We start from the raw sequence: 13,283 nt of genomic DNA, 5'->3' as shown, positions 1-13,283 counted from the left end.
CCGGAGCCTATGCGGGTCCAGCAATGGCAGAGGATCAATTCATGCGGATCGCGCATCAGCTCCCTTCGTCCCAGGACACGCCCTCGGGCAGCCGGTACGCGCTCCCGCGGAACTCCTCGAGCTGTTCCAGGAAGGCCCGTGCTCCGGGCGGCAGTGCGCGGCGCAGCGGCAGCACCACGTGCAGGTGGCGTTCGACGGTGGGTTCCACCAACGGTCGGCGTACCCAGGCGCCGGGCGGCACCAGCGGGTGGACGAGCGCCGGCATCGCCGAGACCCCGAGTCCGGCCGCGACCAGTCCGCCGACCGTCGCCACGTTCGCCGCCTCGGCCGCCGGACGCGCCTCGACGCCCGCCTTGGCGAAGGCGGTGTCGGTCATCCTGCGCACGCTGGAGTCCGCGCCCACCGCGAGGAAGGGCTCCCCGCCCAGCTCCCGCCAGGTCACCTCGGGCCGCTCGGCGAGCCGGTGGCCCTCCGGAAGCACCGCCTCGAAGCGGTCCCGGACCAGCGGCCGCAGCTCCAGTCCCGGCGTGCGGGGCCGGGCCACCGTGCTCACCGCGAAGTCCGCGTCACCGTCGGCGACCCGCTCCAGCGCCGCCCGCTCCAGACCGTCCAGGATGCGCACGGTCACCTCGGGGCGGCGGGCGCGGAACGCGGAGATGACCGGCGGCAGCAGGACGGCGGCCAGCGACGGCAGTGTCGCCAGGGCCACGGCGCCGCGCTCGCCGGCCAGGAAGCGGCCGAGCTGGGCGATGCCCGCCCGGTGGGTGGACAGGATCTGGTCAGCGACCCGCAGCGCCTCCACCCCGGCCGGGGTGAGTTGCACATTGCGCGTGTCGCGCTCCAACAGCCGGGTTCCCAAGGTGCGTTCGAGCTCCGCGACGGCACGGCTGAGCGACGACTGGGACATGTGCATCTCGCCGGCGGCGGCCGTGAAGCTCGCGGCCCGGGCGACGGCCGCGTACGCGGCGAGCTGGCGGAGGGTGACGTCCATGGGCCGCGAGCGTAGGCGCGCGCGTCAGCCCGCGGAACCCATGCACAGAACGCATGAACAGATCCGTGTCTGATGCTGGACCCGGATCACTGGCCGCTCGGACACTCGTCGGCACACCCGACCGGACGACGAAGTGGGCGGCCATGCTGGCGACTCTGGGTTTCCTCACCATCGGCGGCTTTCTGCTGCTCACCATGACCAAACGGGTCTCCGTGCTGGTGGCGCTGGTGCTGGTGCCGGTGGTGGGGGCGGTGGCCGCCGGGCGCGCCGGGGACATCGGGCCGATGGCGCTCGACGGCATCACCAAGGTCGCCCCGACCGGCATCATGATCGCCTTCGCCGTCCTCTACTTCAGCCTGATGATCGACGCCGGGCTGTTCGAACCGCTGATCCGCTGGATCCTGCGGGCGGCCAAGGGCGACCCGGTGCGCATCGCCGTCGGCACGGCCGTCCTCACCCTGTGCGTCGCGCTGGACGGCGACGGGGCCTCGACGTTCCTCATCACCGTCTCCGCCATGCTTCCGGTGTACCGGCGGATCGGCATGAGCCGGCTGGTGCTGGCCGCGATCGTGTGTCTGGCCGCGGGCCTGATGAACATGGTGCCCTGGGGCGGGCCGACGGCCCGGGCGGCCGCCGCGTTGAAGCTGGACACCTCCGACATCGTCACGCCGCTGCTGCCGGCGATGGGCGCCGGCGTCCTGTGGGTGCTGCTCGCGGCGTATCTGATCGGGCGGCGCGAGCGGAACCGGCTCGGGGCGCTTGACGACACCCGCCGGGACGAGGCCAAGTCCACGGTGGGAGACGGCCCTGGCACCCCCCGGGTGGCCGAGCGGCCGCACCATCCCGCGCTCACGGCCTTCAACCTCGCCCTGACCCTGGCCCTGCTGGTCTGCCTGGTCCTGGAGGCCATGCCGCTGCCGGTCCTGTTCGTGCTCGCCTTCGTGATCGCACTGCTGGTCAACCACCCCCGCTGGGAGGACCAGCAGTCGCAGTTGGAGAAGCACGGCAAGAACGTCGTCCTCGTCACCACGATGATCTTCGCGGCGGGCGTCTTCACCGGCCTGCTCACCGGCACCGGGATGATCGAGCGGATGGCGTCCGCGCTGGTCGGTGTCGTCCCCGACGCCCTCGGCGGGCATCTGCCGGTCGTCGTCGCCGTCACGAGCATGCCGCTCAGCCTCGTCTTCACGCCCGACGCCTACTACTTCGGCATCCTGCCCGTCCTCGCCCAGACCGCCGACTCCTTCGGCACCGGTCACGCCGAGATCGCCCGCGCCGCCGTGCTCGGCCAGATGACGACCGGCTTTCCGCTCAGCCCGCTCACCGCGGCCACCTTCATCCTCATCGGCATGACGGGCGTACAACTCGGCGAGCACCAGCGCTTCGTCTTCCGCTGGGCGTTCGCGACGACGCTGGTGATGACGGCCGCAGCCCTGCTGACCGGCGCACTGCCTCTGTAGCCGCCTTCCCGAAGGAGCCGTAGCCCATGACCAGACGCCGCCACCCGGCGCTCGTCCTGACGGTGCTGCTCGCCGCGACCGCACTGCCCGTGACGGATGCGGCAGCCATCGAGCAGCCCGCCCAACTGCCGCCGTACATCTCTGAGTTGACATCCATCCGCTACGACGGCCGGGCCGACGACCTGCTCACGGCCGGCCTCGGCTTCAGCGGGCTGCGCGACGCCACCCCGCCCGCGCCCGCCGACCCCGACCACCCCACCGCGGCCGAACTGCGGCGCCGGGCCGTCTGGGCGTCGGCGGGGTTGTTCGTCGGTGACAGCGGTGGCCTCGGCAGGCTCTACGGCCCTGATATCGACGGCGGACGTCCCGTCCCGGGGGACGGCAGGGTCGCGGGCACCGAGTACCGGGCCGTCGCCGGTCGCGGTGCGGCCAGTGTGAGTTACGTCGTCCAGGTCCCGGCGGATCTCGACCGCACTCGGCCCTGCGTGGTGGCGGCGCCCGCGACAGGCCTGGCCGGCGTCTACAGCATGACCGGTTCGGCGGGTGCCTGGGGACTGCACCGGCGCTGCGCGGTCGCCTACACCGACAAGGGCATGGGCCCGGCCTTCGACGATCTGCACTCCGGCACGGTGATGGCGTACGACGGAACGACCGGCCCGCGCACGGCCGTCGGCGACCGCGCCGCGTTCGACGCCGGACTGGACGACGCCGAACGCGCCCGCTTCGACGCGGAACGCCCCTACCGGGTGGCGTACAAGATGGCGCACAGCGGCACGAATCCGCAGGCGACCTGGGGGCGCGACGTGCTGCGCTCGGTGGAACTCACGCTCGCCCTGCTCAACCGCGACTGGCGCGAGGGCGCGCCGTCCGCCGGCTACACGCCCGCCACCACCACCGTCATCGCCACCGGGGTGTCCAACGGCGGCGGCGCCGCCGTCGCGGCCGGCGAGGACGACCGGCGCGGGCTGGTCGACGCCGTGGTCGCCTCCGAACCGCAGATGAACCTGGCGCCGCTGGGCGGGGTCAGGGTCGTCCAGGGCGACCGGCGGGTACCGTCGGCGGGCCTGCCCCTGTTGCGCTACGGCGCCCTCGCCTCGATGCTCCAGCCGTGCGCGGCCCTCACCGAACCGACGGCACCCGGCTACGCCTCGCTGGACGAGGCCGCCGCCCGGCGCCGCTGTGCCGATCTCGTCGGCGACGACCCGCGTCTGATCTCCCGCCGCGACGCCGCGCGCACCGGCCCGGCGGGGCTGCCCGGGCTCGCCCAACAGGCGCTGGTCCGGGCGGGGTTCCAGCCGCAGTCGTCGTATCTGCAACTCGCGCACTACGACCCGCAGACCCCCGTCTCCTACGCGATGAGCTTCGCGCGCGCCTCGGTCACCGACTCACTGTGCGGCTACGGATGGGCCCGGACCGATGCCTCGGGCCACCCCGTGCCGTACACCCGCGCGGAACTCGCCGCCGCCTTCGCCACCAGCGGAGGCCGTGCCCCGGCCCCCGGTGTGCTGATCGACGAGAACTCGCCGGGCGGCCCGGTCGCGGACGCCAAGTCCCTCGGCCCGCAGGGCGCTCACGACTACAACCTGCAGGGAGAGCGGTGCGTGTACCGGCTGGCCTTCCCCGGAGCGGACGCCCGGCCGGCCGAGCGGGACTGGGCCCGACGCGTGGCGCAGGGCCTGGACGCCACCCGTCGCACCGGTGACCTGCATGGCAAGCCCACCCTCCTCGTGCACGGCAGGGACGACACCCGGGTGCCGGTCAACCACAGCTCCCGCCCCTACCTGGGCCTCGACTCCCGCGCACAGCACGGCCGGGGCACCGTCCGCTACATCGAGGTCACCCACGCCCAGCACGTCGACTCCACGGCGCCGGGCTTCGACAACCGGTATGTGCCGCTGGGGTTCTACTACCAGCAGGCCCTGGACCTGATGTGGGGGCGGCTGCGGGACGGTGCGCAGTTGCCGCCCAGCCAGGTCGTGCGCACGGTCCCGCGCGGCGGCGCACCGGGGCGGGCGCCGGACCTGGAGGCTGCCAACGTGCCCCCGATCGCCCGGCGTCCCGCCGGCGGTGACCTGATCCGGGTCGCCGGTGGTGTCGTACGGGTCCCCGACTGATCACCGCTGGGCAGGGGCTCAGTGCCCGCGGAACGCCTCCTCCAGCCACCAGGACCCGTGATCGGCGACCACCTTGGCGTCGATGAGCAGCGGCGCGGTCCGTGGCCCGGCGACCCAGTCCACCACGGCCTTGAGATCCGCCCGGGACCGCACGGTCACGGCCTCGAAGCCGTAGCCCCGGCCCACGGCGGCGATGTCCGTCGGCGGGAAGCGCACCGTGTCGAGGGGGTGCCCGTCGGGGCCGAAGTGGTGGACCTCGGCGCCGTAGGCCTCGTCGTCGTACACGACGACCACCATGGGCAGTCGCAGCCGGCGCACGGTGTCCAGTTCCGCGGCGCCCATCAGCGCGCCGCCGTCCCCGAGCGCGGCCACGGGCAGCCGGTCCGGCCGGGCCAGTGCCGCGCCCACGGCGGTCGCGAGACCCAGCCCGATCGACTGGAACGCCTGCGTGAAGCAGAAGCCCTGCTCGTCCGGCACCGACAGGTACATGGTCGGGTAGCCCATGAAGTTGCCGGAGTCCACGCCGACGACGCGCTCGGCGGGCAGGATCTCGTCGAGGGCGATGCTCAGCGTCCTCGGGTCGATCCGCTCGCGCGTGCTCGTGTCCTGGTACGGCACGTCGCGCCAGCGAAGTCGCGCGGCGAGCGCCGCTCCGGTCTCCGGGGTCCGGTAGCCCCCCCCCGCGGCCCGGCTCCCGCCTCGGCGACCTGACGCGCGGTGAGGCGGACGTCGCCGGTGACGCCGAGGTGGACCGGGCGGTGTGCGCCGAGTGCCGAGGGGTCGTCGTCGACCTGTACGACGGTGGCGTCGGCGCCGATCAGCCCGCCGTGCCGCATCGTCCACATGTTGAGCGCGCAGCCCCAGCCGACGATCAGGTCGGCGCCCTGGATCAGCTCCACGGCCAGCGGCGAGGCGAAGCCTCCGGAGACGTCCAGGGACCACGGGTTGCCGTGGAAGAGCCCACGGGCGACGGCCGAGGTCGCGAGCAGCGCGCCGCAGCGCTCGGCGAGGGCCTCCAGGGCCTGTTTGCCGCCGGGTTCCCGCGATCCGCGGCCGGCCACGAAGACCGGGCGCCGGGACCGTCCGAGCAGTTCGGCGAGCGCCGCCACATCGGCCGCCTCCGGTTCCACGGCGGCCCGTTGCGCGGGGGGTGCCGCCTGGGCCAGGGCGCCGTCCGGGACCTCCAGCGCCTGCACCGGGAGCGGCAGGTTGAGCAGGACGGTGCGCCGCTCGCGCACCGCCAGCCCAACGGCCGCGCACGTCTGCCCGACGGCCTGCTCGGCCGACGTGACCCGGGCCGTGGCGGCTCCCACGGCGCGGGCCAACCCCTCTTGGTCGACGTGGAAGTTGGACCGGGGCTCGGTCACCTCGGCCGCCAGCACGACGAGCGGCGTACGGCTCTTCGCCGCCTCCGCGATGCCGGTCATCGCGTTGGTCAGACCGGGGCCCTGATGGACGCTCACGACCGCGATCTCGCCGCTGGTGCGGGCGTAGGCGTCGGCCATCGTCGTCGCGCCGGCCTCGTGGCGGGTGGCGACGAACCGCGCGCCCGCGGCGACCATCGCGTTGGTGACGTGGAAGTTGCCCGATCCGACGACCCCGAAGACCTGGCCGACCCCGGCCGCGCACAGCGCCCGGCCCACCGCTTCCGCGACCTTCATGAGCGCTCCACCAGGGCGAGCACGCGCGCGGGTGCCCCCGAGCCCGTGACGATGGGCAGCGGTCCGGCGATGACGACGGAGCCGGTCGGGGGCAGCGCGGCGAGGTTGCGCAACTGCGTCAGTCCGTATTTGTCGCTGCCCATCAGATAGGAGTGGCAGGGAAAGACGGGGTCGAAGGAGTGCGCGGCACCGGCGTCCGTGCCCACCGTCTCCACGCCGAGGCCGATCACGGGCGTGTCCTCGGCGACCCAGCGGGCGCACTCCGCCGACAGGCCGGGGGTGTGCGGGCCGTTCTCGTCGGCGTTGAGGAACTCCTCCTGGGAGTGCGAGCGGGTGTCCCAGCCGGTGCGCAGCAGCAGCCAACCCCCGTCGGGCAGGGGGCCGTTCTCCGTCTCCCAGGCCTTGACGTGGTCGATCTCCACCAGGAAGTCGGGGTTCTTGGCGGCCTCGGCGGTGAAGTCCAGTACGGCCGCGGGGGCCATCAGCCTGCGCGCCGGCACCGAGGCGACGTCGGCGAGGTCCTTGCCGGTGACCCAGTGGTTCGGGGCGTCGAAGTGGGTGCCGGTGTGCTCGCCGCTGCGGAAGTTGTTCCAGTACCAGGCGGGGCCCCGGTCGTCGTAGCGGCTGATCTCCTCCAGTTCGAAGACGGCGGTCTGCCCGAACTGGGGCGGCAGTTGGATCACCGGGGTCGACGACGACAACGGCGAGGTGAGGTCGACGACTTCGATCGATCCACCTCGCAACCCGGAGACCAGCGCGGCAAGTACGGATGACTCGGACATGGCGCCTCCTGAAGCGGACGGTGCTCGCTCTGACAGCATCTCAGTCCTTCCCGCACCTCTTGACGCGTCAATGACAACGATGGCTTGATGGTTTATTGGGAGCGCTCCCACATCTACAGGTGGAACGCGCTGATGGATGCAGCCAGGGAAGGGGACACCATGCGCGGCACCCGTCACTGCTTACCCTTGCGGATCATTCCGCTGCTCGCCCTGCTGGGCACCTTACTCCTGCCGGTCGGCACCGCGCTCGCGCCGCGCGCCGCAGCCGCGCCCCAGGCGGCCCCCGTGCGCATCATGCCGCTCGGCGATTCGATCACCGGCTCGCCCGGCTGCTGGCGCGCGCTGCTGTGGAACCGCCTGCAGGCCACCGGATACACGGACATCGACTTCGTCGGCACCCTCCCTCCTCAGGGCTGCGGTCAGGCGCACGACGGGGACAACGAGGGCCACGGCGGCGAGTTGGTCACCAACGTGGCCGATCAGAACCTGCTGCCCGGCCGACTGGCCGCGACACTGCCGGACATCGTTGTCATGCACTTCGGCACGAACGACGTGTGGAGCTCCATCGCCCCCGACCGCATCCTCGCCGCCTACAGCAAGCTCGTGCAGCAGATGCGGGCGAGCAACCCCGACATGAGGATCCTCGTCGCCCAGCTCATCCCGATGAACCCGAGCAGTTGCCCGGGGTGTGCGCAGCGCGTCGTCGACTTCAACGCGCGGATCCCCGACTGGGCCCGGGCGACCGGCACCAGCCGCTCCCCCGTCACCGTGGTCGACCAGTGGACGGGCTTCGACACGGCCACCGACACCTACGACGGTGTGCACCCCAGCGCCTCCGGCGACGAGAAGATCGCCGCCCGCTGGTATCCGGCGCTGACCGCGCTCCTCGACGCGGACCCCGCAGATCCGGGCGATCCCACTGACCCGGGTGATCCGGCCGGCTGCATCGCGTCCTTCCGTGCCGTCTCCGTGTGGCAGGGCGGCTATCAGGGCGAGGTGACGGTGACCAACGGGTCCTCCGCCGCCGTCTCGGCCTGGACCGCGACGGTCACGCCGGCCGACGGTGCCCGCATCGGCCAACTCTGGAACGGGACCCTCACGACCGGCGCCGACGGCACGGCGACCGTCACCAACGCCTCGTGGAACGGAACTTTGGCACCCGGCGCGAGCGCGACCTTCGGGTTCATCGCCAGTACCCCGGCTGCCGCCGGTGCTCCGTCGGCGGACGTGAGCTGCACGACGAGGGCCGCCTGACACTCCGCTCTCCCCCCCAACTCCCCTCTCCTGGAGCCGCCATGAGATCCCGCACCCCGGCCGTCCCGACGCCGGCCACCGTGGCCGCCGCCCTCCTGGGACTCCTCCTCCCACTGATCGCCTTCGTCACACCCGCCCACGCGGCGCCGCCCGGCTTCCGTATCGCCGACGGCCGCCTGCTGGAGTCGAACGGGAACGACTTCGTCATGCGCGGCGTCAACCACGCCCACACCTGGTTCCCGGACCGCATCAGCTCCCTCAGCCACATCAAGGCCAAGGGCGCCAACACCGTCCGCGTGGTCCTCTCCAGCGGTGACCGCTGGACCCGCAACGACACCGCCGACGTGGCGAACGTCGTCGCCCAGTGCAAGCAGAACCGGCTCATCTGCGTCCTGGAGGTCCACGACACCACCGGCTACGGCGAGCAGAGCGGCGCCGCCACACTGTCCAGGGCCGCCGACTACTGGATCAGTGTGCGCAGCGCGCTGGCCGGCGAAGAGGACTACGTCATCGTCAACATCGGCAACGAGCCCTACGGCAACACCAACTACACGGCGTGGACCGCCGACACCAAGGCGGCGATCCAGAAGCTGCGCGACGCCGGGTTCCAGCACACCATCATGGTCGACGCGCCCAACTGGGGTCAGGACTGGGCGTTCACGATGCGTGACAACGCCGCCTCGGTCTTCGCGGCCGACCCGGACGCCAACACGGTCTTCTCCATCCACATGTACGGCGTCTTCGACACGGCCGCCGAGATCAGCGACTACCTCAACCGCTTCGTCACCGCCAAACTCCCCATCGTCGTGGGCGAGTTCGGCCACAACCACTCGGACGGCAACCCCGACGAGGACACCATCCTGGCCGTCACCCGGCAACTGGGCCTGGGCTATCTCGGCTGGTCGTGGAGCGGCAACGGCGGTGGCGTCGAGTACCTGGACATGGTCACGAACTTCGACCCGAACCAGCTCACTTCGTGGGGGCAGCGGATCTTCAACGGCGCGAACGGCATCGCCGCCACGTCCGAGGAGGCCGCCGTCTACTCGTCCTCCGGCGGCGACACCACCGCCCCGACCGCCCCCGGAACGCCGACCGCCGCCACCGTGACGTCCTCGTCCGTCACCCTGAACTGGGCCGCTTCCAGCGACGCGAACGGCGTGACCGGCTATGACGTCGTCCGCGTCAGCGGCACCACCGAGACGGCCGCCACGACGACAACGGGCACCTCCGTCACCGTGACCGGCCTCGCCCCGGAGACTTCGTACACCTTCGCCGTCTACGCCCGCGACGCCGCCGGCAACCGCTCGCAGCGCTCCGGCACGGTGACCGTCACGACGTCCTCCGGTGGTTCGTCGGCGGCGTGCGCGGTCGCCTACCGGGTCTCCAACGAGTGGCCCGGCGGCTTCCAGGGCGAGATCGTCATCCGCAACACCGGCGGCTCGGCCATCAACGGCTGGACGCTGCGCTGGACCTTCGCCGACAGCCAGCGCATCAGCAACCTGTGGGGCGGCACCGTGACACAGAGCGGCGCCGAGGTGAGCGTCGCCTCCGCGTCGTACACGGCGACGATCGCCCCGGCGGGCTCGGTGACGCTCGGCTTCACGGCCACGAAGGGCGGCACGAACCCGAGCCCCGCGGCCTTCACGCTCAACGCCTCCGCCTGCTCATCGGGCTGAACCGCCGCGCCACAAGACCGTGACAGGAACCACACAGGCTCCCTTGTAGGGCACATGAAAGATCTGGATAAGGTGAGGCTGGCCTAACAGCCGACCCAATGTGCACCACAAGGGAGCCCTGTCATGCTTCACCACCGTCGCGGCACCGCCGCCGTCGCTCTCGCCGTCGCCGCGGCGCTGTCCCTCGCGGCCTGCGGCGGTTCCAACGACAGCGCGGGCAAGGAGTCCGCGGCCGGCTCCGGGGACAAGAAGGCCGTGGCTCAGGGCGGTGACGAGTTCGCGGACGCCGCGAAGAAGACCGCTCAGATGGGCACCGACGCCAAGCCGGGCGAGTGGCCGCGCACCGTCGAACACGCCATGGGCGAGACCGAGATCAAGGCTCAGCCCAAGCGGGTCGTCGTCCTGGACGTCGGCGAGCTCGACAACGTCGTGTCGCTCGGTATCAAGCCGGTCGGCCTCGCGCCCACCGAAGGCTCCCCCGAGCTGCCGTCCTACCTCAAGAAGGACGCCGGATCCCCGGCGAACGTCGGCACCATCAACAACCTCAACCTGGAGGCGATCGCCGGCCTCAAGCCGGACCTGATCCTCGGCAGCCAGCTGCGCGCCGCGGACAAATACGACGAGCTGTCGAAGATCGCGCCCACCGTCTTCTCCCTGCGCCCCGGCTTCACCTGGAAGGAGAACTACCTCCTGAACGCCGCGGCCCTGGACAAGACCGCCGAGGCCGAGGCGAAGCTCGCCGCGTACGACAAGAAGGTCGACGCGCTCGACGCCAAGCTCGGCGCCGACAAGCCGACCGTGTCGATGGTGCGTTACCTGCCCGACGGCGTGATCCGGCTGTACGCCAACGCCTCCTTCATCGGCACCATCCTCAAGGACGCGGGGATCCCGCGCCCGAAGAACCAGGACATCAACGACCTGGCCGCCGAGGTCAGCGCCGAGAACATCGACCAGGCCGACGCCGACTACATCTTCACCGGCGTGTACGGCGACCCCAAGGCCACCGACAAGTCCCGCGCGCAGGGCAACCCGCTGTGGAAGAACCTGAAGGCGGTCAAGGAAGGCCGCGCGCACGACGTGCCGGACGAGACCTGGTACCTGGGCCTGGGCGTCACCGCGGCCGACGAGGTCCTCGGTGACCTGGAGAAGTACCTGACCAAGTAGGGTCGGCCGGCAGCAACGACAGGAAACAGCAAGAGGAAACGCATGTCCCATGCCACCCGGCGGCGCATCGGCTGGACGGTCGCCGGCACCCTCTTGCTGCTGCTCGCCGCCCTGCTCAGTCTCGCCCTCGGCAGCCGGCAGATCCCGCCGGCCGAGGTGTTCGACGCCCTGCTGCGCGGCGACAGCGGTGACAACGCGCAGGTGGTGCGCGCACTGCGGGTCCCCCGCACGGTCATCGGCGTGATGGTCGGGCTCGCCCTGGCCGTCGCCGGGGTGGTCATGCAGGGCATCACCCGCAACCCGATCGCCGAGCCCGGCGTCCTCGGCGTCAGCCAGGGCGCCGCGCTGGGCGTCGTCTGCGCCATCGCGTTCCTCGGGGTGCACACGCCCAGCGGCTACGTCTGGTTCGCGTTCGCCGGTGCCGGACTCGCCGCGGTGGCCGCGTACGCGGTGGCCAGCAGCGGGCGCGGCGGTGCCTCGCCGGTCAAACTGGCGCTGGCCGGGGCCGCGATGAACGCGTTCATCGCCTCCGTGGTCTCCGCCATCGTCACGACCGACGCCCGCGCCCTGGACGAGTTCCGCTTCTGGGACGTCGGCTCGATCGGCGGCCGGGACGGGCAAGTCGTCGCACAGACCTGGCCGTTCCTTCTCGTGGGCCTGGTGCTGGTCGCCGTCGTGGCGCGGGGCCTGGACGCCCTGGCGCTCGGTGACGACGTGGCCCGGGGGCTCGGTCACCGGGTCGCGCTGGTACGGGCCGTCGGCGCGCTGGCCGCGACCGTGCTGACCGGGGTCGCCGTCGCGATGGCCGGTCCGATCGCGTTCACCGGGCTGGCCGTCCCGCACATCGCACGGGCCCTGGTGGGCGCCGACCACCGCTGGGTGCTGGCCCTGTCGGCGCTGCTGGGACCCGCGGTGATCCTGGTGTCGGACGTCCTCGGCCGTGTCCTGTTCGCGCCCTCGGAGGTGCCGGTGGCGGTGATGACCGCGCTGTTCGGCGTGCCGTTCCTGATCGCGCTGGTGCGCAGGAAGGCGACGGTTCCGGCATGACACAGCCTCTGCAGCGACCACGGCTGCGCCCCTCCGGCTACACCGTCCTGCGCGTGGGCGACGGCAGCTTCCTGCTGCACCGCCGGGCCGTCGCCGTCGCGGCCGGACTGGCCGTCCTCCTCACGGCGGCGGTCGTCGTGTCCCTGTGCGTCGGCGAGTCGTACGTCTCCCCCGCCGAGGTCGTCCGCGTGCTGCTCGGGCAGCCGAGCCCGGACGAACTGGTCGTCGGCACGCTCCGGTTGCCCCGGCTGGTGACGGGTCTGCTGGTCGGCGCCGCGTTCGGGGTCTCCGGCGCGCTGATCCAGACCGTGGCCCGCAACTCCCTCGCCAGTCCGGACGTCATCGGCATCACGCACGGCGCGGGGGCGGCGACCGTGGCCGCGCTGACGTTCGGGCTGACGTCGTACAGCGTGCTGCCGTACGTCTCGGTCGCGGGCGGGCTCGCGGCCGCCGCGGTCGTCTACGTCTTCGCCTGGCGCGGCGGTCTGCACGCCACGCGGTTCGTGCTCATCGGGATCGGGGTGTCGATCGCGCTCGGTTCGCTGACCCGGCTGTTCCTCACCAAGGGCGACTATCTGGTGGCCCAGCAGGCCAAGGTGTGGCTGACGGGATCGCTCAACGGCCGGGGCTACGACCAGTCCGCGCCGCTCGCGCTGGTCCTCGCGGCCTTGGTGCCGGCGCTGCTGTGGGCGGCGCACGCCCAGCGGATGGTCTCCCTGGACGACAGCACGGCGACCGCGCTGGGCGTGCGGCTCGGGCCGGTGCGGCTGGGGCTGACCGCGCTCGGTGTCGTGCTGGCGTCCGTGGCGACCGGGGCCGCCGGGCCGGTCGACTTCGTGGCGCTGCTCGCCCCGCAGATCGCCCACCGGCTGACCCGTACCGCCCAGATCCCGCTGCTGTCCTCCGCCCTGACCGGCGCCGCGATCGTGGTCGTCGCGGACCTGCTGGCCCGCCGGCTGTTCTCGCCGGTCGAGCTGCCGGTGGGGGTGCTCACGGCGGCGGTCGGAGCGCCGTATCTGATGTGGCTGATTGCCCGCACCCGGCGTGCCCGGCAGGGAACCTGAGGGGCGACGGAGGCGTTCTTGTCTGGTAACGGGGTGGCAGGCCCGCCTGCCGACAGGGACGAAGGTGACA

11 protein-coding genes are annotated in these 13,283 nt (G+C 72.2%); 7 read left to right on the top strand and 4 right to left on the bottom strand.

Features of this window, described 5'->3' with window-relative positions; translation table 11 throughout:
* Positions 1 to 55: 55 nt before the first annotated feature.
* Positions 56 to 991 (bottom strand): LysR substrate-binding domain-containing protein, encoded by a 936-nt coding sequence (locus ACP4J3_RS19795; RefSeq protein ID WP_426536144.1) that lies wholly within the window; start codon positions 989 to 991, stop codon positions 56 to 58.
* Positions 992 to 1,134: 143 nt separating this feature from the next.
* On the opposite strand from ACP4J3_RS19795, the gene ACP4J3_RS19790 reads away from it, so the two are divergent.
* A complete protein-coding gene (locus tag ACP4J3_RS19790) occupies positions 1,135 to 2,451 on the top strand; it encodes a CitMHS family transporter (protein WP_426536142.1) in 1,317 nt (438 codons plus the stop codon).
* Positions 2,452 to 2,477: 26 nt separating this feature from the next.
* A complete protein-coding gene (locus tag ACP4J3_RS19785) occupies positions 2,478 to 4,565 on the top strand; it encodes a 3-hydroxybutyrate oligomer hydrolase family protein (protein ID WP_426536140.1) in 2,088 nt (695 codons plus the stop codon).
* An 18-nt stretch (positions 4,566 to 4,583) separates the two neighbouring features.
* On the opposite strand, the gene ACP4J3_RS19780 is transcribed toward ACP4J3_RS19785, so the two are convergent.
* The 3 genes from ACP4J3_RS19780 to ACP4J3_RS19770 are packed head-to-tail and all read right to left on the bottom strand — an operon-like array spanning position 4,584 to position 7,008.
* Entirely contained in the window at positions 4,584 to 5,183 is a 600-nt protein-coding gene (locus ACP4J3_RS19780; RefSeq protein WP_426536138.1) for a thiamine pyrophosphate-dependent enzyme, read from the bottom strand.
* Positions 5,132 to 6,226, bottom strand: coding sequence for a thiamine pyrophosphate-binding protein (locus tag ACP4J3_RS19775; RefSeq protein WP_426536136.1), 1,095 nt, complete (start codon positions 6,224 to 6,226; stop codon positions 5,132 to 5,134). The genes ACP4J3_RS19780 and ACP4J3_RS19775 overlap by 52 nt, the downstream gene beginning before the upstream one ends.
* A complete protein-coding gene (locus ACP4J3_RS19770) occupies positions 6,223 to 7,008 on the bottom strand; it encodes a cyclase family protein (protein ID WP_426536134.1) in 786 nt (261 codons plus the stop codon). The genes ACP4J3_RS19775 and ACP4J3_RS19770 overlap by 4 nt, the downstream gene beginning before the upstream one ends.
* Before the next feature lie 159 nt (positions 7,009 to 7,167).
* Between ACP4J3_RS19770 and ACP4J3_RS19765 the strand changes: the two genes are divergently transcribed.
* From ACP4J3_RS19765 to ACP4J3_RS19745, 5 genes are all read left to right on the top strand, one after another.
* Positions 7,168 to 8,262: a GDSL-type esterase/lipase family protein gene (locus ACP4J3_RS19765; RefSeq protein ID WP_426536132.1), complete on the top strand. Its 1,095-nt coding sequence runs from the start codon at positions 7,168 to 7,170 to the stop codon at positions 8,260 to 8,262.
* 41 nt (positions 8,263 to 8,303) lie between these two features.
* Positions 8,304 to 9,938: a cellulase family glycosylhydrolase gene (locus ACP4J3_RS19760; protein WP_426536130.1), complete on the top strand. Its 1,635-nt coding sequence runs from the start codon at positions 8,304 to 8,306 to the stop codon at positions 9,936 to 9,938.
* A gap of 123 nt (positions 9,939 to 10,061) precedes the next feature.
* Positions 10,062 to 11,102, top strand: a complete 1,041-nt coding sequence (locus ACP4J3_RS19755; RefSeq protein ID WP_426536128.1) for an ABC transporter substrate-binding protein — start codon at positions 10,062 to 10,064, stop codon at positions 11,100 to 11,102.
* Positions 11,103 to 11,144: 42 nt separating this feature from the next.
* Positions 11,145 to 12,149 (top strand): FecCD family ABC transporter permease, encoded by a 1,005-nt coding sequence (locus ACP4J3_RS19750; protein ID WP_426536126.1) that lies wholly within the window; start codon positions 11,145 to 11,147, stop codon positions 12,147 to 12,149.
* Positions 12,146 to 13,213 carry a FecCD family ABC transporter permease gene (locus tag ACP4J3_RS19745; protein WP_426536124.1) on the top strand — a complete coding sequence of 356 codons (1,068 nt, stop codon included), beginning with the start codon at positions 12,146 to 12,148 and terminating at the stop codon, positions 13,211 to 13,213. The genes ACP4J3_RS19750 and ACP4J3_RS19745 overlap by 4 nt, the downstream gene beginning before the upstream one ends.
* The last annotated feature ends 70 nt before the right edge of the window (positions 13,214 to 13,283 follow it).

The sequence above is a fragment of the Streptomyces sp. UG1 genome (genome assembly GCF_049974585.1).
Classification (GTDB): domain Bacteria; phylum Actinomycetota; class Actinomycetes; order Streptomycetales; family Streptomycetaceae; genus Streptomyces.
The sequence above is the reverse complement of the archived record's forward strand: the minus strand, read 5'-3'. Positions and strand labels throughout refer to the sequence as shown.

Coding starts and splice junctions, on each gene's coding strand:
- ACP4J3_RS19795 (WP_426536144.1), bottom strand. CDS start 991: ATGGACGTCACCCTCCGCCAGCTCGCCGCGTACGCGGCCGTCGCCCGG.
- ACP4J3_RS19790 (WP_426536142.1), top strand. CDS start 1,135: ATGCTGGCGACTCTGGGTTTCCTCACCATCGGCGGCTTTCTGCTGCTC.
- ACP4J3_RS19785 (WP_426536140.1), top strand. CDS start 2,478: ATGACCAGACGCCGCCACCCGGCGCTCGTCCTGACGGTGCTGCTCGCC.
- ACP4J3_RS19775 (WP_426536136.1), bottom strand. CDS start 6,226: ATGAAGGTCGCGGAAGCGGTGGGCCGGGCGCTGTGCGCGGCCGGGGTC.
- ACP4J3_RS19770 (WP_426536134.1), bottom strand. CDS start 7,008: ATGTCCGAGTCATCCGTACTTGCCGCGCTGGTCTCCGGGTTGCGAGGT.
- ACP4J3_RS19765 (WP_426536132.1), top strand. CDS start 7,168: ATGCGCGGCACCCGTCACTGCTTACCCTTGCGGATCATTCCGCTGCTC.
- ACP4J3_RS19760 (WP_426536130.1), top strand. CDS start 8,304: ATGAGATCCCGCACCCCGGCCGTCCCGACGCCGGCCACCGTGGCCGCC.
- ACP4J3_RS19755 (WP_426536128.1), top strand. CDS start 10,062: ATGCTTCACCACCGTCGCGGCACCGCCGCCGTCGCTCTCGCCGTCGCC.
- ACP4J3_RS19750 (WP_426536126.1), top strand. CDS start 11,145: ATGTCCCATGCCACCCGGCGGCGCATCGGCTGGACGGTCGCCGGCACC.
- ACP4J3_RS19745 (WP_426536124.1), top strand. CDS start 12,146: ATGACACAGCCTCTGCAGCGACCACGGCTGCGCCCCTCCGGCTACACC.